29 protein-coding genes and 2 pseudogenes are annotated in these 21,400 nt (G+C 60.1%); 1 reads left to right on the forward strand and 30 read right to left on the reverse strand.

The window, feature by feature from the left end:
• Positions 1 to 29: 29 nt before the first annotated feature.
• The 8 genes and pseudogenes from bcor_RS05655 to bcor_RS05690 all read right to left on the reverse strand — a co-directional run bounded on the left by bcor_RS05655 (position 30) and on the right by bcor_RS05690 (position 5,131).
• Positions 30 to 1,031 carry a tRNA pseudouridine synthase A gene (locus bcor_RS05655; protein WP_051875716.1) on the reverse strand — a complete coding sequence of 334 codons (1,002 nt, stop codon included), beginning with the start codon at positions 1,029 to 1,031 and terminating at the stop codon, positions 30 to 32.
• 299 nt (positions 1,032 to 1,330) lie between these two features.
• A pseudogene (gene rplQ / locus bcor_RS05660) lies at positions 1,331 to 1,825 on the reverse strand (50S ribosomal protein L17); the annotation flags it as partial.
• Between the two features lie 131 nt (positions 1,826 to 1,956).
• Positions 1,957 to 2,952 (reverse strand): DNA-directed RNA polymerase subunit alpha, encoded by a 996-nt coding sequence (locus bcor_RS05665; RefSeq protein WP_033490629.1) that lies wholly within the window; start codon positions 2,950 to 2,952, stop codon positions 1,957 to 1,959.
• A gap of 76 nt (positions 2,953 to 3,028) precedes the next feature.
• Positions 3,029 to 3,427: a 30S ribosomal protein S11 gene (gene rpsK, locus bcor_RS05670; RefSeq protein WP_015022328.1), complete on the reverse strand. Its 399-nt coding sequence runs from the start codon at positions 3,425 to 3,427 to the stop codon at positions 3,029 to 3,031.
• Between the two features lie 83 nt (positions 3,428 to 3,510).
• On the reverse strand, positions 3,511 to 3,888 hold the full coding sequence (rpsM, locus tag bcor_RS05675) for a 30S ribosomal protein S13 (protein WP_015022329.1): 378 nt from the start codon (positions 3,886 to 3,888) through the stop codon (positions 3,511 to 3,513).
• A 129-nt stretch (positions 3,889 to 4,017) separates the two neighbouring features.
• Positions 4,018 to 4,131, reverse strand: coding sequence for a 50S ribosomal protein L36 (gene rpmJ, locus bcor_RS05680; RefSeq protein WP_015022330.1), 114 nt, complete (start codon positions 4,129 to 4,131; stop codon positions 4,018 to 4,020).
• 24 nt (positions 4,132 to 4,155) lie between these two features.
• A complete protein-coding gene (infA, locus tag bcor_RS05685) occupies positions 4,156 to 4,374 on the reverse strand; it encodes a translation initiation factor IF-1 (protein ID WP_004268611.1) in 219 nt (72 codons plus the stop codon).
• Between the two features lie 295 nt (positions 4,375 to 4,669).
• Positions 4,670 to 5,131 carry an Hsp20/alpha crystallin family protein gene (locus bcor_RS05690; RefSeq protein WP_033497884.1) on the reverse strand — a complete coding sequence of 154 codons (462 nt, stop codon included), beginning with the start codon at positions 5,129 to 5,131 and terminating at the stop codon, positions 4,670 to 4,672.
• 385 nt (positions 5,132 to 5,516) lie between these two features.
• On the opposite strand from bcor_RS05690, the pseudogene gdhA reads away from it, so the two are divergent.
• Positions 5,517 to 6,865: pseudogene (gene gdhA, locus bcor_RS05695) on the forward strand (NADP-specific glutamate dehydrogenase).
• 139 nt (positions 6,866 to 7,004) lie between these two features.
• Here the strand turns inward: gdhA and bcor_RS05700 are convergent.
• From bcor_RS05700 to rplW, 22 genes are all read right to left on the reverse strand, one after another.
• Positions 7,005 to 9,017 (reverse strand): ABC transporter ATP-binding protein, encoded by a 2,013-nt coding sequence (locus tag bcor_RS05700; protein WP_033497626.1) that lies wholly within the window; start codon positions 9,015 to 9,017, stop codon positions 7,005 to 7,007.
• Entirely contained in the window at positions 9,010 to 10,836 is a 1,827-nt protein-coding gene (locus bcor_RS05705) for an ABC transporter ATP-binding protein (RefSeq protein WP_033497624.1), read from the reverse strand. The genes bcor_RS05700 and bcor_RS05705 overlap by 8 nt, the downstream gene beginning before the upstream one ends.
• A 296-nt stretch (positions 10,837 to 11,132) precedes the next feature.
• Complete coding sequence (locus bcor_RS05710; protein WP_033490636.1) at positions 11,133 to 11,705, reverse strand: adenylate kinase; 573 nt, start codon at positions 11,703 to 11,705, stop codon at positions 11,133 to 11,135.
• 193 nt (positions 11,706 to 11,898) lie between these two features.
• Positions 11,899 to 13,227, reverse strand: coding sequence for a preprotein translocase subunit SecY (secY, locus tag bcor_RS05715; RefSeq protein ID WP_033490640.1), 1,329 nt, complete (start codon positions 13,225 to 13,227; stop codon positions 11,899 to 11,901).
• A 177-nt stretch (positions 13,228 to 13,404) separates the two neighbouring features.
• A complete protein-coding gene (rplO, locus tag bcor_RS05720; protein WP_033497622.1) occupies positions 13,405 to 13,869 on the reverse strand; it encodes a 50S ribosomal protein L15 in 465 nt (154 codons plus the stop codon).
• Positions 13,870 to 13,871: 2 nt separating this feature from the next.
• Positions 13,872 to 14,057, reverse strand: a complete 186-nt coding sequence (gene rpmD, locus bcor_RS05725) for a 50S ribosomal protein L30 (RefSeq protein ID WP_033490643.1) — start codon at positions 14,055 to 14,057, stop codon at positions 13,872 to 13,874.
• Positions 14,057 to 14,812: a 30S ribosomal protein S5 gene (rpsE, locus tag bcor_RS05730; RefSeq protein ID WP_033490644.1), complete on the reverse strand. Its 756-nt coding sequence runs from the start codon at positions 14,810 to 14,812 to the stop codon at positions 14,057 to 14,059. Before rpsE ends, rpmD begins: the two co-directional genes overlap by 1 nt.
• The gene (gene rplR, locus bcor_RS05735) at positions 14,809 to 15,180 is read right to left on the reverse strand and encodes a 50S ribosomal protein L18 (RefSeq protein ID WP_033490648.1); all 372 of its coding nucleotides are present in this window, start codon (positions 15,178 to 15,180) and stop codon (positions 14,809 to 14,811) included. The genes rpsE and rplR overlap by 4 nt, the downstream gene beginning before the upstream one ends.
• Position 15,181: 1 nt before the next feature.
• Positions 15,182 to 15,721: a 50S ribosomal protein L6 gene (gene rplF / locus bcor_RS05740; RefSeq protein ID WP_033490650.1), complete on the reverse strand. Its 540-nt coding sequence runs from the start codon at positions 15,719 to 15,721 to the stop codon at positions 15,182 to 15,184.
• A gap of 16 nt (positions 15,722 to 15,737) precedes the next feature.
• Positions 15,738 to 16,136, reverse strand: coding sequence for a 30S ribosomal protein S8 (gene rpsH / locus bcor_RS05745; RefSeq protein ID WP_033490652.1), 399 nt, complete (start codon positions 16,134 to 16,136; stop codon positions 15,738 to 15,740).
• 80 nt (positions 16,137 to 16,216) lie between these two features.
• Complete coding sequence (locus bcor_RS05750; protein ID WP_015022346.1) at positions 16,217 to 16,402, reverse strand: type Z 30S ribosomal protein S14; 186 nt, start codon at positions 16,400 to 16,402, stop codon at positions 16,217 to 16,219.
• Between the two features lies 1 nt (position 16,403).
• Positions 16,404 to 16,976 carry a 50S ribosomal protein L5 gene (gene rplE, locus bcor_RS05755; RefSeq protein WP_033490654.1) on the reverse strand — a complete coding sequence of 191 codons (573 nt, stop codon included), beginning with the start codon at positions 16,974 to 16,976 and terminating at the stop codon, positions 16,404 to 16,406.
• Entirely contained in the window at positions 16,973 to 17,308 is a 336-nt protein-coding gene (rplX, locus tag bcor_RS05760; RefSeq protein WP_033490656.1) for a 50S ribosomal protein L24, read from the reverse strand. Before rplX ends, rplE begins: the two co-directional genes overlap by 4 nt.
• A gap of 1 nt (position 17,309) precedes the next feature.
• The gene (gene rplN, locus bcor_RS05765; protein WP_033490657.1) at positions 17,310 to 17,678 is read right to left on the reverse strand and encodes a 50S ribosomal protein L14; all 369 of its coding nucleotides are present in this window, start codon (positions 17,676 to 17,678) and stop codon (positions 17,310 to 17,312) included.
• Positions 17,679 to 17,754: 76 nt separating this feature from the next.
• Entirely contained in the window at positions 17,755 to 18,021 is a 267-nt protein-coding gene (gene rpsQ, locus bcor_RS05770; RefSeq protein WP_033490658.1) for a 30S ribosomal protein S17, read from the reverse strand.
• 2 nt (positions 18,022 to 18,023) lie between these two features.
• On the reverse strand, positions 18,024 to 18,287 hold the full coding sequence (gene rpmC / locus bcor_RS05775; RefSeq protein WP_033490659.1) for a 50S ribosomal protein L29: 264 nt from the start codon (positions 18,285 to 18,287) through the stop codon (positions 18,024 to 18,026).
• Positions 18,287 to 18,706: a 50S ribosomal protein L16 gene (gene rplP, locus bcor_RS05780; RefSeq protein WP_033490660.1), complete on the reverse strand. Its 420-nt coding sequence runs from the start codon at positions 18,704 to 18,706 to the stop codon at positions 18,287 to 18,289. Before rplP ends, rpmC begins: the two co-directional genes overlap by 1 nt.
• A gap of 3 nt (positions 18,707 to 18,709) precedes the next feature.
• Positions 18,710 to 19,555: a 30S ribosomal protein S3 gene (gene rpsC, locus bcor_RS05785; RefSeq protein WP_033490662.1), complete on the reverse strand. Its 846-nt coding sequence runs from the start codon at positions 19,553 to 19,555 to the stop codon at positions 18,710 to 18,712.
• A complete protein-coding gene (rplV, locus tag bcor_RS05790; protein WP_033490664.1) occupies positions 19,555 to 19,914 on the reverse strand; it encodes a 50S ribosomal protein L22 in 360 nt (119 codons plus the stop codon). Before rplV ends, rpsC begins: the two co-directional genes overlap by 1 nt.
• 21 nt (positions 19,915 to 19,935) lie before the next feature.
• A complete protein-coding gene (gene rpsS / locus bcor_RS05795; protein ID WP_033490666.1) occupies positions 19,936 to 20,214 on the reverse strand; it encodes a 30S ribosomal protein S19 in 279 nt (92 codons plus the stop codon).
• Positions 20,215 to 20,229: 15 nt separating this feature from the next.
• Complete coding sequence (gene rplB, locus bcor_RS05800) at positions 20,230 to 21,060, reverse strand: 50S ribosomal protein L2 (protein WP_038459255.1); 831 nt, start codon at positions 21,058 to 21,060, stop codon at positions 20,230 to 20,232.
• Between the two features lie 35 nt (positions 21,061 to 21,095).
• On the reverse strand, positions 21,096 to 21,398 hold the full coding sequence (rplW, locus tag bcor_RS05805; RefSeq protein ID WP_033490668.1) for a 50S ribosomal protein L23: 303 nt from the start codon (positions 21,396 to 21,398) through the stop codon (positions 21,096 to 21,098).
• Between the last annotated feature and the right edge of the window lie 2 nt (positions 21,399 to 21,400).

Here is a 21,400-nt window from a genome sequence, read left to right on the forward strand (position 1 = left end):
CTGACAAACCGCGTGGCGCATGAGCAGAGCTACAGGGTACGCCTGGCCCGGATGGACGCAGCCCGTGCCGCTAGCTGGTCGTCAGGAGGATACTGCACATGCTCAAGTGTCAGTCCGCAAGCCGCAATGGGACCAGTCGATCCTTCCCGGACGGGATGCTCCACCTTATCGGCGAACCATGAGACGGACCGTTTGCCCAACCCGACTCGAAGCGAGGCATTGACCAGGGATCGGACCATGTTGTGGGCGAAGGCATCGGCCACAATGGTGAAACAGACCAGCCCAGACTCCATCATCGGTGTGTCATAGTTCATCCGGGCAGAGTCTGAACCCTCGACCAATTCGGCGGGCGGTTCAATCAGCGAGCGTCTTTCAACCCTGTCCCAGCGTGCCAGCAGAACCTTTCGAATCGTGGTCCCCCCCTCGTTCGCTGTGGCGAAGGACCCAAAGTCATGCAACCCCAGGCAACAGCGAGCCGCCAGGTTCATGGCATCCAGATCCACGTGACCATCGACGGGAAGAACAAACCCACGCATCCTAGGGTCCAGGTCATCAGGCCGGTCGCAGACCCGGTAGACGTAGGTGCGTTCAAGTGCGGAGAAGCGGGCATCAAAACCTGCTGGAGCCAGGCCAAGATCATGAAGGGCGATATCGGAGGGCAGAAGATGCCGGAGCCGCCTCTTCAAGGCTTCTGCCGGATCCACGTCCATGTGCCCCCTGCAGGATTCCAGGATGGTTCGAGGCATATCCAGATGGCAGACCTGATGGGATGCATGCACACCGGTATCGGTCCGACCAGCCACCACCAGGCGGGGATTCCATACCGCTGCCTGGCTGCCTGCCCGCTTCCCCCGTTGGTGGGTGACCAGGGCCAGGGCTTCCTCCAGGCATCCCTGAACGGTCCTCAGCGAAGGTTGCCTGGCCCATCCATAGAAGTCCCCTCCCTGGTAGGCCAGATCAAGGCGCAACCTGACGGTATCTGACGGTTCATCCGCCTCCGGGGCGCTACCCTCTCTCAGATTCTCAGCCATCGGTTTTCCTTTGCTCTTGGTATACCCTCCCCACACTCCAAGCTGGAGTCAACGAAACAAGAGGGGCGGAATACGGAAGAGGGTCGGGAAGTAACTCCCGACCCTCGTTCAGACCTTAACGGCACCTGCTGGCGCCTTTTCGAGGCTTACTTCTTGGAGGCCTCATCGGCATCCTCGGCCACGTCAGCTGCCTCTTCAGCAGCTTCTGCGGCTTCGTCAGCCTGGTCAGCGGTCTTCTCCAGATCCTCGGCGGCCTCATCAGCCTGGGCCACATCCGCACCGGACTCATTGGCATCGACAGCCTGGTTCACGGCATCCTCCGCAGCACCATCGGCGATGGCGGCATCGGCTGCTGCTGCAACCTCGGCATCCTCATCCTTGGCAGCCACCTTGGCGGCAGCCTCGGCCTCCTTGACGGTTGCCTTCTTGGCGGAGAGGGGCTCGGTCACGAGCTCGATCACAGCCTGCGGGGCGTTGTCTCCACGACGCGGAGCAATCTTGGTGATACGGGTGTATCCACCTTCACGCTGCTCCATCTGCTCTGCAATCTGGGTGAAGAGGATGTGGACCACGGACTTGTCGCGGATGACCCTCATGACCCTGCGGCGGGACGAAAGATCCCCACGCTTGGCGAAGGTGATCAGACGCTCGGCCAGAGGACGAAGCCTCTTGGCCTTGGGCAGGGTGGTGGTGATACGACCATGGGCAAACAGGCTGGTGGCCATGTTGGCCAGCATCAGCCGCTCATGGGCCGGGCTGGAGGCCAGACGTGGGCCCTTGCTGGGTTTTGGCATTGGATTATCTCCTTACAGGCCCCGGTGACCAGGTGGGCATTCGCCCGAACATCCGATCCCGGGGATCTCTTACTTCAGCGGGCGCCGCGACAGAACTCCGGCATCCGCTCCTACGAAGGCTGACGGCATCCTCACTCGTCATCAGGCGAGAAGAAGGTGCCTCCTTCGAGATTGTTGGCATCGAATCCCAAAGGCGAAGCCTTCAGGGAGAGACCCATGCTTTCGAGCTTCTCCTTGACCTCGTCGATGGACTTCATACCGAAGTTGCGGATGTCAAGCAGGTCCTGCTCGGTGTGCGAAACCAGCTCACCGATGGTATGGATACCTTCGCGCTTGAGGCAGTTGTATGAACGCTGCGTCAGGTTCAGGTCCTCAATCGGCACGGACATCTCCGGATCGGCCTCTTCCACGACCGGCTCCGGGCCGACTTCCACGCCCTCGGCCTGGGTGTTGAGCTCACGGCAGAGACCGAAGAGCTCCACCAGGGTGGAACCTGCCGAAGCGACAGCATCACGTGGAGAGATGGCCGGCTTGGTCTCGACATCCAGGACCAGCTTGTCGAAGTCCGTGCGCTGCTCAACACGGGTGGCCTCGACCTTGTAGCTGACCTTCAGGACGGGCGAGTAGATGGAGTCGACCGGAATCCGGCCGATCTCGTCGCCGTCCTGCTTGTTGAGCTGAGCCTGGACATAGCCACGACCCCTCTCAACGGTGAACTCAATCTCCAGCTCCCCGTCATCGGCCAGTGTGGCGATGTGGAGGTCGGGGTTGGCGATGGTGACGCCGGCCGGCGGGGTGATGTCCCCGGCGGTGGCCTCGCCCTTGCCGCTCTTACGCAGGTACATGACCACAGGCTCGTCGTACTCACTGGTCAGCACGATGCCCTTGATGTTGAGGAGGATCTCGGTCACGTCCTCTTCCACACCGGGCAGGGTGGTGAACTCATGCAGGGCTCCGGAAATACGGACCGAGGTGACGGCCGCACCGGGGATGGAGCTCAGCAGGGTACGTCGGAGCGAGTTGCCCAGTGTGTAACCAAAACCGGGCTCCAGGGGCTCGATGGTGAAGCGTGAGCGCTGGGCATTGACGACTTCTTCAGTAAGTGTCGGACGCTGTGCAATAAGCACTGTTGCTATCCTTTCAGCTCCGACCGGCGGTGCACACACCGGTCTTCGCGGGTGGATTCCATGGTTTTTCTAGTGCTCAGACGCGACGGCGCTTGGGGGGACGGACACCATTATGTGCCTGTGGAGTCACATCGGAGATGGAACCGACCTCGAGACCTGCGGACTGCAGGGAACGGATGGCGGTCTCACGACCCGAGCCGGGGCCCTTGACGAAAACGTCCACCTTCTTGACGCCATGCTCCATGGCCTTGCGTGCGGCAGACTCCGCGGCCATACCCGCTGCGTAGGGCGTGGACTTACGGGAGCCCTTGAAACCGACATCGCCACCGGAGGCCCAGGCGACGACTGCGCCGGAGGGGTCAGTGATGGAGATGATGGTGTTGTTGAATGTTGACTTGATATGCGCCTGCCCGACGGGAACCGACTTGCGGTCCCTGCGACGAGGCTTGCGCGCGGCCTGCTTTGCTGCTGCCATTGATCCTCGTTTCCTTCTAACGAATTACTGAATTGCTTGCCCGGGACGGTCGGAGCACTGCTCCCCCGGTCCCGAATCCGGCCTTACTTGGTCGCCTTCTTCTTTCCGGCGACTGTGCGCTTCGGTCCCTTACGGGTACGGGCGTTGGTCTTGGTGCGCTGACCACGCACGGGCAGACCCCTGCGGTGGCGCTGGCCCTGATAGCAATTGATCTGGATCTTACGGCGAATATCGGCGTCAATCTCACGACGCAGATCACCCTCGATCTTATAGTTGCCTTCGAGGTAATCACGCAGCGTAATCAGCTGCTCATCCGTGAGATCCTTGACGCGGGTGTCCGGATTCACTCCGGTCGCGGCAAGTGTTTCCTTGGCACGAGTGCGCCCGACACCGAAGATATAGGTGAGGGCTATCTCGATGCGCTTCTCGTTGGGGATGTCGACTCCGGCAAGACGTGCCATTGCGATTCCTTTTGTTCTACGCAGGTCGTGCACCAAGTCATCCGGTCTCCCGGCCCGGGCCTGCGCACCCGGGGTTCAGCCTGTCGGCTGTGACTTAGCGCCTTTGTTACATTGCCGCTGGAAATCCGCTCAGCCCTGGCGCTGCTTGTGGCGCGGGTTTTTGCAGATCACCATGACGCGGCCGTGTCGACGAATCACGCGGCAGTTCTCGCAGATTCTCTTCACACTAGGGCTGACCTTCATGGTTTTCCTTTACTTGTGTACCTATCACTTGTACCGGTACGTAATACGACCGCGGTTCAGATCGTAGGGACTCATTTCAAGCACCACCCTGTCCTGGGGCAGGATACGGATGTAGTTCTTGCGCATCTTGCCTGAAATGGTGGCCAGGACAATGTGCTTGTTCTCGAGCTCGACGCGAAACATTGCATTCGGCAACGCCTCGACGACACGCCCTTCAACTTCAATCACACCATCTTTTGCCATAAGCCTTCTATCCGATCCTCGGCTGATTACACAACGTGTCAGAAGACACGCCAACTTGCAAGTATAGCACCTTCAATAACGCTCAGTAAAGTGGCGTGTTGATATAGCAAAAAAGCCGCACCCATACGACCCACTATGCAATCCAATCATAGCAGCGTATCGGAACGGCTTCTCCAATCAGCCAGCAGACATGAAAAACCGCGGACCGATCGGTGGTGGAGATTACCCGATTCAGCCCGCGGAGCTTTTAAACCGCCCGATACGCGCTCTTCAGCGCCTTGGCGAGAGGGGAACCTCACCCCTCGATGGCGATGGTCTTCTTGTTCTCGACCGGCTTGACACTGGCCTTGGGCAGGCTGATCGCCAAGGTCCCGTTGGCGTACTTGGCATGGATGTCTTCCTGACGGACCTGGTCGCCCACATAGAAACTCCTGGAGCATGAACCGGTGTACCGCTCACGCCGAATCCAGCGCCCCTTGTCGTCCTTGTCGCCCTGATCACCGCTCTTCTGGGCGGAGACCACCAGATACCCGTTCTCCAGGCGCAGTGCGATGTCCTTCTTGTCGAATCCAGGCATGTCCACATCGATCCGATACTGATCTTCCGTCTCGCGGACATCCGTATTCATCAGGATACTGTTCATTGCAAGCCCCTTTCCATCGCCCTGGCGACGGGAGTCATGCCAGTTGTTGAAGAAGGGATCGTCAAAGAAATCACCGAAAATCGAGTTGTTCATCAATGCAGGGAACATAGCCATCATTGCGCTCCTTCAGTACTGTCTGTCCGAATATCCCGGCAGCCGCCCCGCACCCCCACTCGGAAACACGTGGATGGCGGGACATCCGAGGTCTTCGCCCCTTCGTTGCCTGTCACTGTATTCAATCCCCCAGGCACCCAGATCATGCCCGGATTTCACTCTGAGGCAAAAACTTGAGTGTACAGGACTCAAGTTTTACTTCCTCACATTCCGTCTGCCGAGAGATAACCGCCCACATGTCAGACACTTCAGGGCCGGACCCTTGTTTCCGCACAAGGCCGGACTTTAGAATGAAACCGATTTGCCAAACCGGCAACAGTGGATGGGGACACGATTCCCGCCGTGCAGCCGACTGTCAAGAACCATCAAGACTAAGGAGCCTTGTGTGTTTACCAATGAATATGTCAATCGTGTCTACCAGCAGGTAGAGCGCCGCGACGGCGACCAGCCCGAATTCCTCCAAGCCGTCCGCGAGGTGTTCGAGAGCCTGGAACCGGTTGTGTCCAAGCATCCCGAATACGAGGCCAATGGCGTTCTGGAGCGCCTGGTCGAGCCTGAGCGGGTCGTCAAGTTCCGAGTGGCATGGACGGACGACCAGGGCGGAATCCAGGTCAATCGGGGTTACCGGGTCCAGTTCAACTCAGCCATCGGACCCTACAAGGGAGGCCTGCGCTTCCACCCCACGGTGACCGAGTCGGTTGTCAAGTTCCTGGGCTTCGAGCAGATTCTGAAGAACTCCCTGACCGGTCTGCCGATGGGCGGAGGCAAGGGAGGATCGGACTTCAACCCCAAGGGGCGCTCCGATGCCGAGGTCATGCGCTTCTGCCAGGCCTTCATGACCGAGCTCCAGCGCCACATCGGCCAGTTCACCGATGTCCCCGCCGGTGACATCAATGTGGGCGGTCGTGAAATCGGCTACCTCTTCGGCCAGTACAAGCGTCTGCGCGATGAGTACTCGGGGGTCCTCACCGGAAAGGACATGACATTCGGTGGGTCCCTGGCCCGTACCGAGGCCACCGGTTATGGTCTGTGCTACTACACCCAGGAGGCACTGAAGGCCCTGCGTCAGGATTCCTTCCAGGGCAAGACCGTGGCCATCTCCGGGTCGGGCAATGTGGCCATCTTCGCCACTGAAAAGGCCCAGCAACTGGGTGCCAAGGTGGTGACCGCATCCGACTCCAACGGGTACATCCACGACCCGAACGGTATCGATCTCGATATCGTGAAGGACATCAAGCTGGGCCACCGCGGCAGAATCAAGGAGTATGCCGACCGGGTCGACGGAGCCGAGTATCACGAGGGTTGCGAGGGGGTCTGGACCGTTCCCTGTGATATCGCGCTTCCCTGTGCCACCCAGAACGAAATCGACCAGGAATCCGCAAGGACCCTGGTTGCCAACGGATGCACCGTGGTCTGCGAAGGCGCGAACATGCCCTCCACCCCCGAGGCCATCGCCGTCTATCAGGACCATGGCGTGCTCTACGGTCCTGCCAAGGCCGCGAACGCAGGCGGCGTGGCCGTCTCAGGCCTGGAGATGAGCCAGAACTCCCTCCGTCTCCAGTGGACCTTCGACGAGGTGGACCAGCGGCTGAAGGACATCATGGCCGACATCTTCCAGAAGTCCTATGCGGCTTCCAAAGAGTACGGCACCCCCGGCGACCTGATGCTGGGTGCCAACGTGGCAGGATTCACACCAAGGTCGCAGACGCAATGGTGGCCCAGGGCGTGCTCTGAACCGACCTGCCGAAGCGGAACAGCAAAAGAACCCGCTACCTGATTCTCCGGAAACATCAATGGAGGGGGCCGACTCATCAGGGTCGGCCCCCTCCATTGCGTTCGGCACCTCCGACCACAATGAGGTCGGACACCTATCTCACTCCAGCTCCAGGGCACCCGTGTAGAGCTGGTAGTACTCCCCTCGCTTGGCAATCAGTTCATCATGGTTGCCGCGCTCGATGATACGGCCGTGGTCCAGCACCATGATCACGTCGGAGTTCCGGACCGTGGACAGCCTATGGGCTATGACGAAGACGGTCCTTCCCTGCATCAGGGCATCCATACCTCGTTGGACCACCTCTTCGGTCCTGGTGTCGATTGAAGACGTGGCCTCATCCAGAATCATGGCCGGCGGGTCGGCAACGGCAGCCCTGGCAATTGATATCAGCTGCCGTTGCCCCTGGGAGAGGCCGCTCCCGTCCCCCTCCAAAACCGTCTGGTAACCCTGGGGAAGCATCCGGATGAAACTGTCCGCATTGGTCATCCTTGCCGCCTCGATGCACTCCTCATCCGTGGCATCCAGGCGCCCGTACCGGATGTTGTCGAGGACGGTGCCGGTGAAGAGATTGACATCCTGGAGGACAACGCCCAGGGAGCGGCGAAGATCCGGCTTGCGGATGTTCCTCACGTCTATCCCATCGTAGAGTATCTGCCCCTGCTGGATGTCATAGAAGCGGTTGATCAGATTGGTGATCGTGGTCTTGCCGGCACCGGTGGCTCCGACCAGGGCCACCTTCTGCCCGGGCTTGGCGAACCAGGTGATGTCATGCAGAACGGGGTTTTTCGGATCATAGCCGAAACCGACATCCGTGAACCGCACGTCCCCCTGGAGAAGGGTGTATCGGCCGTCGGCCGAGGTGATGGCCTGGTCCTTGGCCTTCAGGGCCACATCCCGGGCATCGCCGGGGAGCTTCATGGCGGCCTCCAGCGAGCGCCTGCCGTCATCATCAACGGCGCGCTTCCAAGCCCAGTGCCCGGTCTCATAATCGACAGGGGTCATGGTTCGCCCGTCCGAGGCAAGCTCGACATGAACCAGACTGACCGAGCCCTGGTCGGATTCCACAGGCTCGTCCATCAGGTCGAAAATCCGGGAGGCACCGGCCAGGGCCATCATGACCATGTTGAACTGCATGGACACCTGACCAATGGGATTGATGAACGACCGGGAGAGCGTCAGGAGGGAGACGATCGTCCCCAATGTGAGCGGCCCCTTTCCGGTCAGCCCCACGTTCCCCATGCCTGCAATGCCGGCAAGGCCACCGACGATGGCCAGGATGACATAGAGCAGATACCCCATGTTGCCCACGACGGGCATGGTCACGTTCCCATAGGTGTTGGCTTGGGCCGAGGCGTGGAAGAGTTCCTCGTTCCGGGCCTCGAAGGCCTGTGCCGTGGCCTCCTCATGGTTGAAGACCTTGATGACCTTCTGCCCGTTTACGGCCTCCTCGACGAAGGCGTTGACCTGGCCGAGATAGCGCTGCTGATGAACGAAATACCGACCACTCCTGGTAACCAGGACCCGGACCACCACAATCAGGACCGCTGCAAAGACCAGGGTCAGGATGGTGAAGGGAATGGACAGCAAGAGCATGGAGATCAGAGCGGCCAGGGCGGAGAGGACCGAGGAGACCATCTGAGGGAAGGACTGGGAGATGGCCTGGCGGAGAGTGTCCGTGTCGTTGGTGTATCGGCTCATGGTGTCACCGTGTTCGTGGGTGTCGAAGAAGCCGATGGGCAACTCCTGCTGGTGGGCGAACATCTGGTCGCGGATGGTTTTCAGCGTGCCTTGTTCCACCCCGACTATGAGCCAATTCCAGAACCACGAGCAGAAGGTCCCCACCAGGTAGAGGCACCCCATCAGAATCAGGGTCCGCATCAGGGGGCCCCAATCCGGGTCGGTGACTCCCACCAGGGGGAGGATGTAGTGATCGATCAGGGGCTGGAGGAAGAAGGCGGATGCCGCCTGGGCCCCTGCGCTGATGATGATGCAAACCACAATCACGACCATCTGCCAGCGGTAGGCCATCAGATAACTCAGGAGGCGGCGGGTCGTTCCCGGTGCGGCCTTGTCCAGGCGGGGCTTGCGGTTCTTGAATGATCCGTCACTCATGGTCCTTGTCCTCCCCGTCCTTGTTCCTGGTCTGTGATTCGTATATGGATCGGTATTCCTGACATGTTCGCAGGAGGTCTTGGTGCGTACCCTTATCAAGGATCCTCCCCTCCTCCAAAACCAGAATCATGTCCGCGTCCTCCACCGAAGCCAGCCGCTGGGAGATGATGATCTTGGTGATGTCGGGAATCTCCTGTCTGAACGCCTGTCGAATCAGCTGGTCGGTCTTGGTATCCACGGCACTGGTGGAGTCGTCCAGGATCAGGATGTCCGGTTTTTTCAGCAGGGCCCGGGCTATGCAGAGACGCTGGCGCTGTCCGCCGGAAAGGTTGGACCCCCCTTCGTCCAGACGGGTCTGGTAGCCGTCAGGGAACTCCCGTACAAAACCATCCGCCTTGGCCAGAGAGCAGGCATGTACCAGGTCCTCGTCGCTTGCCTGGGGGTTGCCCCAGCGCAGGTTTTCCGCAATGGTGCCGCTGAAGAGGACGTTCTTCTGGAGCACCATGGCCACCTGGTCGCGCAGGACCGTCAGGTCGTACCGGCGCACATCCACACCACCTACCTGAAGCGATCCCTCGGTCACGTCATAGAGGCGGGGAATGAGCTGGACCAGGCTGGATTTGGAGGCCCCTGTCCCGCCTACGATGCCCAGAGTCGAGCCGGAAGGAACGTCCAGGTCGATGTGGCTCAGCACGGGGCGCTCCGACCGATCCGAATAGCGGAAGGTCACATCCTGGAACCTGATGGACCCGTCGGCAACCTCCATGACGGGATCTGCGGGATCCTGCACGGTGCTCACCTCTTGCAGGACCTGGCAGATACGCTCGGCTGAGGCCTGGGAGATGACGACCATGACCACAATCATGGAGACCATGTTCATGGCCATCATGATCTGGATGGCATAGGTGACCAGGGCAGTCAGATCACCCGTGGTCAGACCCAGGGAGGCGTTGTTGCCGGAGGCCACGATCTGTGAGGCACCCATCCAGGATATGACCAGGAGAGAGGCATAGATGCAGAAGTTGAGGAGGGCGGGATTCAGGCTCATAATCCGCTCGGCCTTGCAGAAGGCCCGGTATATGGACTGGGAAATCCTGCCGAACTTGCCCTCCTCATAGTCCTCCCGGTTGTAGGACTTGACCACACGGATGCCTTGAAGGTTCTCATCCACAACATTGTTGAGCCGGTCGTAGGTGTGGAAAACCCGCTCGAATATCGGATGGACCAGAAGGGAAAGACCGATCAGGCCAAGGCCGAGGATGGGGATGACAATCAGGAAGACCAAGGATATGGGTTTGGATATCCTGAAAGAGAAGAACCAGGCCACAATAACCATGATCGGTGCCCTGACACCGACCCTGATAACCATCTGGTAGGCGTTCTGGAGGTTGGTCACGTCGGTGGTCAGTCTGGTGATAATGGACCCGGTGGAGAACCTGTCGATGTTGGTGAAACCGAAGGACTGCACCTGGGCGAAGAGGTCACTGCGGACGTTCTTCGCAAGGCCAGAGGATGCAATCGCCGCGTACCGTCCGGACATGAATCCCGAGAAGAGGGAGACCGCCGAGCAGATCAGCAGTATCAGTCCGAATTTTATGATGGCCGGCATGGAGCGTCCTGATACACCCTGATCAATCAGGGAGGCCATGATGGTCGGTATCACTATCTCCAGGACGCTTTCAAGGAAAACAAAGCCCGGCGCCAGCAGGCTTGCCTTCTTGTATTCGCGCAGAGAACCCAGAATGGTGCGGACGGTGTGCTGCGGGTGGGCCGGTTCTTGCCTGTCCGATTCCGTCTCGGATGTAGTAGAACCCTTCAAATTGCCCTCCCTGGTTTCTGTGCGGTCTCATCCATACCGGCTTCTGCATTCGGCAGGCATGGGAATGAACGAATCAACGCTACCACTTTGTTCTTTCCTATTGGGGTAACTAGGGCTGGTATTCAACCATTCACGAAAAAGGAAGTTGCACGACCGTTCAGGTCATGCAACTTCCTTGAAGAATATGCCGGTCAGATGACGCCGGAACCGGAGGCCAGCCGCCGGGAGCCGGATGGCTCATCCATCCCACCGCGCAAACGGACGTGTCCGCTTATCGCGGCGCACATCCTCAAAGGTCAGCGCCTGTCCAGCTCTTCGATGATGGTCTGGGAGATCCTGTCGACCTCGCCCTGTCCATCGACTGCAACCAGGAGACCACGGGACTTGTAGGTGTCCAGAAGAGGTGCGGTTTTCTCGGCGTAGATATCCAGACGCTTGGCGATGGCCTCGGGGGTATCGTCAGCGCGCCCCTCCTCCTCTGCACGCTTGGCAATGCGCTTCATCAGGATGTCATGATCGGCATCCAGGGCGACCACGGCCGTAAGGGGGGTACCCAGCTCCTGGAGCATCTGGTCCAAGGCTTCAACCTGCGAGGAAGAGCGGGGGTAGCCGTCCAGAATCCACCCCTGAGCGGCATCTTCCATACCCAGCCGGTCCTTGACGATCTTGTTGGTCAGCTCGTCGGGCACCAGTTCACCCTTGTCGGTATAGGCCTTGGCCTGCATGCCCAGCTCCGTGCCGTTCTTCAGGTTGTATCGGAAGATGTCACCGGTGGAGATGGCGGGTATGCCATAATGCTTGCTGAGCAGGGCCGCCTGAGTACCCTTGCCCACTCCCTGCGGTCCCATGATCAACAGTCGCTGTACCATTCCTCGTCCTTTGCTCGAGTCCTTGTCTATCCGGTCCCCGACGCGTCAGCCGCGCGGAACCCTCATCTACGTATGTTAGCGGTTGCACGGTCCAAAGCGGCCATTCCCTAAACCAGGAAGGTCCGGCCACCGGCATGGTGGTCGGACCTTCAACTCTTCTTCGGCCGAATCGAATCGGAACCGGCAGGAGGAATCAGCCTTCCTTGTGGTCCCCATCCAGGAGGAACCCGGTGTACTGGAACTGCTCGGTCTGTGCCTTGGCCTGCCGCAGGGTGTCCAGGCCGACACCAGCGATGATCAGGACGGTGGTACCGCCGAAGGGCAGCTTCGAGTTGATCTTGAGCAACATGATCAGGACGGTGGGAATCAGAGCCACGAAGAGCAGATAGATGGCGCCCACGGTGTTGAGCCTGTTCATGACGTAGCTCAGGTACTGGCTGGTGGCACGTCCTGCCCTGATGCCGGGAATGAAGCCACCGTACTCCTTCATATTGTCGGCGGTCTCATCCGGGTTGAAGGTAATCGACGTGTAGAAGAAGCAGAAGAAGACGATCATGACCGAGTAGAGGGCGATGTACCAGACCGACGTGGTGTTGGCGAGGTTCTCGTCTATCCACTTGACCCAGTTCTGCTCAGGCTTGCCGAACTGCGCAATCAGGGTGGGGATGGCCAGAATCGAAGAGGCGAAGATCGGCGGAATGACACCCGACATGTTGACCTTCAGCGGAAGATAGGTGGAGGATCCCCCGTACATCTTCCTGCCGATCATACGGCGGGTGTACTGAACGGGAATGCGGCGCTGGGCCAGCTCCACGAAGTCGACGAAGATAAGGATGAAGACCAGAACGGCAACGACGATGCCGAACTTGGTCCAGTCGCCGTTCTTGCCGGTGGTTCCCCATCCGATGTTCCAGAGCTGGGGCAGGAAGCCCGAGCAGATGGAGGTGAAAATGAGCACCGACATACCGTTGCCGATGCCCTTCTCGGTGATGAGCTCGGCCATCCACATAATCAGACCGGTGCCACCGGTCATGATCAGAACCATGACGACCAGGTTCCATACAGAGCTGTCAGGAATGACCTGACTCTGGCAGGCCCCGTTGAAGAGGGCCCCGGACCGTGCAGTGACCAGGATGGTCGTGGACTGGAGGATAGCCAGGCCGATGGTCAGATACCTGGTGTACTCAGTCAGCTTGGCCTCACCCGACTGCCCCTCCTTGTGCAGGGCCTCGAAGCGAGGAATGACCACACGAAGGAGCTGAACCACGATGGAAGCCGTGATGTAGGGCATGATGCCCAATGCAAAGATGGAGAGCTGGAGCAGGGCTCCACCCGAGAAGAGGTTGACCAGGCCGATGAAGTCCTCGTTGCCCGCTGTCGTAATGCACTTCTGCACCGCAGGGTAGTCCACTCCGGGGGTCGGTATGAAAGAACCGATCCGATAGATGATGATGATACCGAAGACGAAGAGGATTTTCTTCCTCAACTCCTTGGTCCTGAAGGCCTGGATTAACGTCCTCACCTATGTTCCTTCCCTACCGCGCCTGAGACCTGCCCTAAAGCCGCGCTCATCTTTTGCTCAATCCAGCATAACCGATGGGTCAGTCATACCGGCTCGAAATTGGAATCGGTCCTCACCCGTAGAACGGGGAGGACCGATGAACCATTCCTGCCAGGCAGGTTATGTCCCCTCCGACTTTCAGTCTTCGGAGATGGACCCGCCTGCCGCCTCGATCTTGCTCTTGGCAGTGGCCGAAGCCTTCATGCCCTTGAGGGTAAAGGCCGACTTGGCCTCACCTTCGCCGAGGACCTTGACCGGGCAGCCCTTGCGGACCGCCCCGCCCTTGACCAGATCATCGACCGTGATCTCGCCACCCTTGGGGAAGAGCTCGCTCAATGCGTTGAGGTTGACAACCTGATACTGCTTCTTGAAGGGGCTACGGAATCCACGCAGCTTGGGCAGCCTCATGTACAGAGGCAGCTGGCCGCCTTCGAATCCGGGGCGCACCTGATAGCGCGCCTTGGTGCCCTTCATGCCACGGCCCGAGGTCTTACCCTTGGAACCTTCGCCTCGACCCACGCGAATGCGGTCACGCTTGGCTCCGGGAGCCGGGCGCAGATCATGCATCTGCAGAATCGTGGGCTCTTGCTTCTCGCTAGCCATTGTCAGTCAGCCTCCTCTACGGTGACCAGGTGGCGGACCTTGTTGGCCATGCCCCTGTAGACGGGCGTGTCCTCACGAATGACGGACTGCCCGATCTTGTGCAGACCCAGGGACTTGACGTTTTCCTTCTGGCGTGCAGTTGTGTGCACGAGGCCCTTGGTCAGTGTGATCTTGATCTGCTTGGCCATCACTCACCTGCCTTAGCGTCGTCGTTAGCCTTGTCCTTGGCCTCTTCACGCTCCTTGCGGGCCTCGGCAATGCCGGCGGCACGTGCGCGGAGCAGGGAATCGGGTGCAACCTCTTCCAGGGGCAGACCACGGCGGGCCGCAATCTCCTCGGGCTCCTCCAGCTGCTTCAGGGCATCCACGGTGGCGCGAACCATGTTGACGGCCGTTGCCGAACCCATGGACTTGCTGAGGATGTCGGTGATGCCGGCGCACTCCAGGACGGCGCGGACCGGACCACCGGCGATAACGCCGGTACCGGGGGCCGCAGGCCTTAGGAGGACGGTACCTGCTGCATCGTGGCCAATCACCGGATGGGTGACGGTGCCACGGATGCGGGGAACCGTGAACATGTGCTTCTTGGCGTCCAGCTGACCCTTGGCGATGGCTGCCGGAACCTCACGGGACTTACCGTAGCCGACACCGACGGTGCCCTTGCCATCACCCACGACCACGAGGGCCGCGAAGCTGAAGGTACGTCCACCCTTGTGGACCTTGGACACACGGTTGATGGTCACGACCTTGTCCAGGAGATCATCCCGGTTATCGTCACGATCACGACGGCCACGGCGACCGTCACGACGACCATCCCGGGAACCGCCACGGCGACCACCACGGCGGTCATCGTTCCGGTCGTTCCTGCCACCCTGGCTGGACTGAGTGTTCTTGGAATCTTCAGTCACCTGGGTTGTTTCCTTCGTGTTCTCGTTGTCGCTCACAGTGCCAAACCTCCCTCACGGGCGCCTTCTGCAACCGCTGCGACCCTGCCATGGTACTTGTTGCCGCCACGGTCGAAGACCACGGCGGTGATGCCGGCATCCTTGGCCTTGGCCGCAATCTGCTCGCCCACCTTGCGGGCTGCTTCGGTCTTGGTTCCCTCGAAGGAGGAATAATCCGAAGCCATCGTCGACTCGCTCACCAGGGTGACACCCTTGGAGTCGTCGACGATCTGGGCGATCATGTTGCGGTTGGTACGGGTGACCACCAGACGAGGACGCTCTGCGGTTCCCACCACGCGCTTGCGCAGACGGGCGTGACGACGCAGGCGGGCTACCTTCTTGCCTTTACCTAGAATCGTGACTGTCATATCACTTACCAGCCTTTCCGGCCTTGCGCATGATGTGCTCATCGGCGTACTTGATGCCCTTGCCCTTGTAGGGTTCGGGGGCGCGCAGGCGGCGGATGTTGGCCGCAGCCTGACCGACGGCCTGCTTGTCGATGCCGGAGACAATCACCTCGTTGGCGTTCGGGGTCTCGAAGGTGATGCCTTCCGGGGGGTTCACCGTGATGGTGTGGGAATAACCGAGAGAGAACTCCAGGCTCTTGCCCTTGGCCACCACGCGGTAACCGGTACCTACGATCAGCAGGTGCTTCTTGTACCCCTTGGAGACGCCCTCGACCATGGAGGCCACGATGGAGCGGCTCAGGCCATGCTTGGCCCTGGTGGGACGCTCATCATTGACCGGAACCATGATGATCTGGTTGTCTTCGACCTTGCCTTCCACCCCGTCGGGGATGGTGTAGCTGCTGGAGCCCTTGGGACCCTTGACCGCGAATTCCTGGCCATTGATGGAGACTTCCACACCTGCCGGTACGGCGATGGGGAGCTTACCGATATGCGATGCCATGTTCAGCTCTCCTTTCTCACCACACGTAGGCGACGATTTCGCCACCAATGCCTCGGTCGAGGCATTCCTTCTGGGTCATCAGTCCCGAGCTGGTCGAGATGATGGCGATTCCCAGCCCGCCCAGGGGCATGGGCAGAGAATCGGACTTGGCGTAACGGCGCAGACCGGGCTTGGAGACGCGCTTGATGCCCTGGATGGACTGACGTCCGTCGGGGCCGTACTTGAGCGTGATCTCCAGATCCTGCCCAACCCGTGCTTCCTTGGCCCGGAAGTCGGCGATGTAGCCTTCACGCTTGAGAATCTGCGCGATGTTCGCCTTGAATTTGGAGTACGGCATGTCGACTGTTTCATGCTTGGCCGCACTCGCATTGCGCAGACGTGTGAGCATGTCTGCGATGGGATCTGTCATTGTCATGTGGGCTTATGCCCTTCCTCGCCGTGGTTTCCGCCGCCGTGCAGATTCCTGCAGCAGCCGCGGACCTTCAGCGTCGATCTTTACCAACTGGACTTCGTAACTCCGGGGAGCTCACCGCGATGGGCCTTCTCGCGAAGGCAGATGCGGCAGAGGCCGAACTTGCGATAGACGGAATGAGGACGACCGCAGACCTGGCAGCGCGTATAGCCACGCACCTTGAACTTCGGCTTGCGTGCCGCCTTGTTTCTCAGAGCGGTTTTTGCCATATCAGTTCTCCTTGAAGGGGAAGCCGAGCTGCTTCAGCAGTGCCCTGGCCTCCTGATCGTTCTTGGTGGAGGTCACCACGGTGATATCCATACCACGCTGGTGATCGATCTGATCGGGATCGATCTCATGGAACATGGACTGCTCCGTGAGGCCGAAGTTGTAGTTGCCCTGACCATCGAACTGACGGCCACTGATGCCGCGGAAATCACGGATACGGGGCAGAGCCAGGGTCAACAGGCGGTCCAGGAACTCCCACATACGCTCGCCACGCAGGGTGACGTAGGCGCCGATGGCCTGGCCCTCACGCAGGTGGAACTGCGCAACGGACTTCTTGGCCTTGGTGATCTTGGGCTTCTGGCCGGTAATGGCCGTCAGGTCCTTGACCGCACCCTCGATCAGCTTGGAGTCACGAGCTGCTGCACCTACACCCATGGAGACGACGATCTTCTCGACCTTCGGGACCTGCATGGGGTTGGAGAAGTTGAATTCCTTCTTCAGTGCGGGCACAATCTGCTCGTTGTACTGCTGCCTCAAACGAGGGACTGCCGGTGCTTCAACGGTTGTATCGCTCATGACAGCTCCTTGCCTGACTTCTTGGCGAAGCGGGTACGCACGATCTTGACCTTACCGTCGCGCGCCTCCTCCTTGATGTTGACACCGACGCGGGTCGGCTTCTTGGTGTCCGGATCGATGACCATCACGTTGGAGCGGTGGATCGGGGCCTCAGTCGGTACGATGCCCGACTCCTGACCCTGCTGAGTCGCCTTGACGTGCTTCTTGACGATCTGGACGCCCTCGACGATCAGACGGTCGTTGGGAAGAATCCTGACGACCTTTCCTTCCTTGCCGCGATCCTTGCCACGGATGACCTTGACCTGGTCGCCTGTCTTGATCTTGGCTACCATCTCAGATCACCTCCGGTGCGAGGGACACGATCTTCATGAAGCGCTTGTCGCGCAGCTCACGACCGACCGGCCCGAAGATACGAGTACCGCGGGGTTCGCGGCCATTGCCCAGAATGACCGCCGCGTTCTCGTCGAACTTGATGTAGGAGCCGTCGGGACGACGGTGCTCCTTGACTGTACGGACGACGACCGCCTTGACGACCTCGCCCTTCTTGACCGACCCGCCGGGAATGGCATCCTTGACGGTGGCGACGATTACATCACCAATGCCGGCATAGCGACGCTTCGACCCGCCGAGCACGCGGATGGCCAGAATCTCCTTGGCACCCGTGTTGTCGGCGACATGAAGCCGCGATTCCTGCTGAATCATTGATTCTCCTTAGCCGCGCTGGTTCTCCGCAGACACCCTGCCAAAGGCGGATGGATGCGGAGCCTGGCCGAACTTGTTACTTGGCGCGCTCGACGATGGAGTCGAGACGCCAGCGCTTGGTCTTGCTCAGAGGCCGAGTCTCCATGATACTCACGAAGTCGCCAACATGCGCTTCGTTCTTTTCATCATGAGCCTTGACCTTGCGGTTGCTACGAACGACCTTCCCGTAAAGGGGGTGGGTCGAACGCTGCTCCAGCTCGACGGTGATGGTCTTGTCCATACCGTCGGAGACGACATATCCGGTGCGTACCTTGCGGAAGTTGCGCTCCTGCTTGTCAGCCATGCTTACTTCTCCTCAGCTTTGCTATCGGCCTTTGCATCGGAGGGCGCCTGGCTGATGCCCAGTTCGCGCTCACGCAGCACCGTGTACATCCTGGCGATGTCGTGCTTGACGGCCTTGAGGCGGGAGGTGTTCTCCAGCTGGCCCGTAGCGGACTGGAAGCGCAGGTTGAAGAGTTCTTCCTTTGACTTCTTCAGGAAGTCCTCGATCTCCGCATCGGTCTTCTCGTTCAGATTCTTGATGGAATATTCGGCTGTTCCGACTGACATCAGATGTCACCGCCTTCGCGTGCGATAATCCGGCACTTCATAGGGAGCTTGTCGACGGCACGACGAAGGGCCTCGCGGGCCACTTCCTCAGAGACGCCACCGATTTCGAAGAGCACCCTGCCGGGACGGACATTGGCCACCCAGAACTCGGGCGCACCCTTACCGGAACCCATTCGGGATCCCAGGGCGTGCTTGGTCAGGGGGCGATCGGGGAAGACCGTAATCCAGACTCGACCACCACGCTTGATGTAACGGGTCATGGCGATACGGGCCGCCTCGATCTGGCGGTTTGTCAGGTAAGCCGGAGCCAGAGCCTGAATGCCGAAATCGCCGAAGGCAATCTCGTTGCCGCCCTTGGACATGCCCGAACGAACCGGACGATGCTGCTTGCGGTATTTAGTCCTCTTTGGGATAAGCACAGCTCACTCCTTTGCTTCAGTTGCGACGGGTGCCGCTGCGGTCTGCTCTTCAGCTGCCGCTGGCGGAGTCGCCACACCGCTGTTCTGCTGGGCTGCGTCCTGCTCACGCCTGGTGCGTCCCTCAGTGGGACGGGAACCACGACGGGGACGGCGGTCTCCACGACGACCCGGGCGGTTGTTCTGCTGAGCCTGCTGCTCCTCGAACTCACGCTCGGTCATATCGCCCTTGTAGATCCATACCTTGACGCCGATGCGACCATAGGTGGTCCTGGCCTCGAAGAAGCCATAGTCGATCAGGGCACGGAGCGTCTGCAGGGGCACACGGCCCTCGCGGTAGAACTCCGAGCGGCTCATTTCGGCTCCACCCAGGCGGCCGGAGAGCTTGATCCTGATGCCCTTGGCCCCGGCGCGCATGGCATCCTGCTGGGCCTTGCGCATGGCGCGGCGGAAGGTGACGCGGTTGGTCAGCTGCTCAGCGATTCCCTGAGCAACCAGCTGCGCATCAATCGCGGCGTTCTTCACCTCGAAGATGTTCAGCTGAACCTGCTTGCCGGTGATCTTCTCCAGCTTGGCACGGACGCGCTCCGCCTCGGCACCGCGGCGACCAATCACAATGCCCGGACGGGCAGTGTGGATGTCGACGCGCACACGATCACGGGTCCGCTCGATGACAATCTTGGAAACGCCTGCGCGCTCCAGGTCCTTGTTCATCTCCTTGCGGATCTTGTCGTCCTCAAGCACGAAGTCGCTGTAACGCTCCCCCTGCTTGCTGGAGTCGGAGTACCACTTGCTGCGGTGCTCTTCGGTGATGCCGAGTCGGTACCCAAACGGGTTGATTTTCTGCCCCATTACCGGGCTCCTTCCTTGTCGGCCACCACGACCGTGATGTGGCTGGTCCGCTTGTTGATGCGGGCCGCACGACCCTGGGCACGGGCACGGAACCTCTTCAGGGTGGTGCCTTCGTCCACATAGGTCTCACGAACCACAAGCTCGTTCTCACGGAAGGGCTCATTGGCCCTATCCGCCTTGACACGGGCGTTGGCGATGGCGCTCTCCAGGCACTTGCGGACCGGAACGGCCGCATCCTGGGGGGCGAACTTCAAAATGGTCACGGCCTCGGTCGCCTGCTTGCCTCGGATGAGGTCGACGACGCGGCGAGCCTTGCGAGGCGTCACGCGGACGTGACGTGCAATTGCCTTAGCTTCCATGTGTCTCTACTCTCCCTCGCCTCAGCGGCGTGCTTTCTTGTCGTCCTTCACGTGCCCCTTGAAGGTGCGCGTGGGGGCGAACTCGCCGAGCTTGTGGCCCACCATGGCCTCGGTCACGAAGACCGGGACATGCTTACGACCGTCATGCACAGCGAAGGTGTGCCCGATGAAGTCCGGGGTGATCATGGAACGACGGGACCAGGTCTTGATGACGTTCTTGGTTCCCTTTTCGTTCTGCTCGTCGACTTTCTTCTGCAAGTGGGCGTCGACGAATGGGCCCTTCTTGATGCTACGAGTCATCTCTTCGGCACTCCCTTACTTGCGGTTCTTACCATTTGGACGGCGGCGCACGATCATCTTGTTGGATGCCTTCTTGGGCTTGCGCGTGCGGACCTCGCCCTTGCCCCAAGGAGACACCGGCGGCTTACCACCGCGTGTGCGTCCACCATGCGGGTGGTCGACGGGGTTCATGGATTCACCACGGGTGATCGGTCGACGACCGAGCCAACGGGCGCGACCAGCCTTGCCGAGCTGAATGTTGGCATGATCGGAGTTACCGACCTCACCCACAGTGGCGCGGCAGCGTGCATCCACGTTGCGAATCTCTCCGGAGGGCATACGCAGCTGGGCGTAAGCACCATCCTTGGCGACCAGCTGAACGGCCGCACCGGCCGAACGAGCGATCTTGGCGCCGCCAAGAGGCCTCAGCTCGATGGCGTGGACCACGGTACCGGTGGGGATGTTGCGCAGCGGCAGGTTGTTGCCGGGCTTGATATCGGCCTTSKSGCCGGTCTCAATGACATCACCCTGCTTGACGCCCTGGGGGGCGATGATGTAGCGCTTCTCACCATCCGCGAAGTGCAGGAGGGCGATACGGGCCGAACGGTTGGGGTCGTACTCGATCTCGGCAACCTTGGCGGGCACGCCGTCCTTGTCCCAGCGACGGAAATCGATGAGACGGTACTGGCGCTTGTGTCCACCACCACGGTGACGGCTGGTCACACGACCATAGGAGTTGCGTCCACCGGTCTTGCTGAGCTTGCGAACCAACGACTTCTCGGGCTTGGAGCGCGTGATTTCGGCAAAGTCCGAAACCGAAGCGTTGCGACGGCCCGCGGTCGTCGGCTTATATGTACGGATAGCCATAATGTAGTTCTTCCTTAACTTTTCTCGGCTAGCCTTCAGTTACCACTACCGAAGACATCGATCGACTGCCCCTCGGCCACCTTGACGATGGCGCGCTTCTCGCTGGCACGCTGGCCGTACCCTGCACGGGTACGAACACGCTTGCCCTTGCGGTTCAGGGTGTTGACCGATGTGACCTTCACATTGAAGATCTGCTCAATGGCCTGCTTGATGGCCACCTTGTTGGCGGAGGGATCCACCACGAAGGTGTACTGGCCCCGATCCGAGTTGGCATAGCTCTTCTCGGAGACGACCGGGCGCAGGATGATATCGTGCGCGGGCTTATGGATTGCTGCCATGA

It is taken from the genome of Bifidobacterium coryneforme, from assembly GCF_000737865.1.
Classification (GTDB): Bacteria; Actinomycetota; Actinomycetes; order Actinomycetales; family Bifidobacteriaceae; genus Bombiscardovia; species Bombiscardovia coryneformis.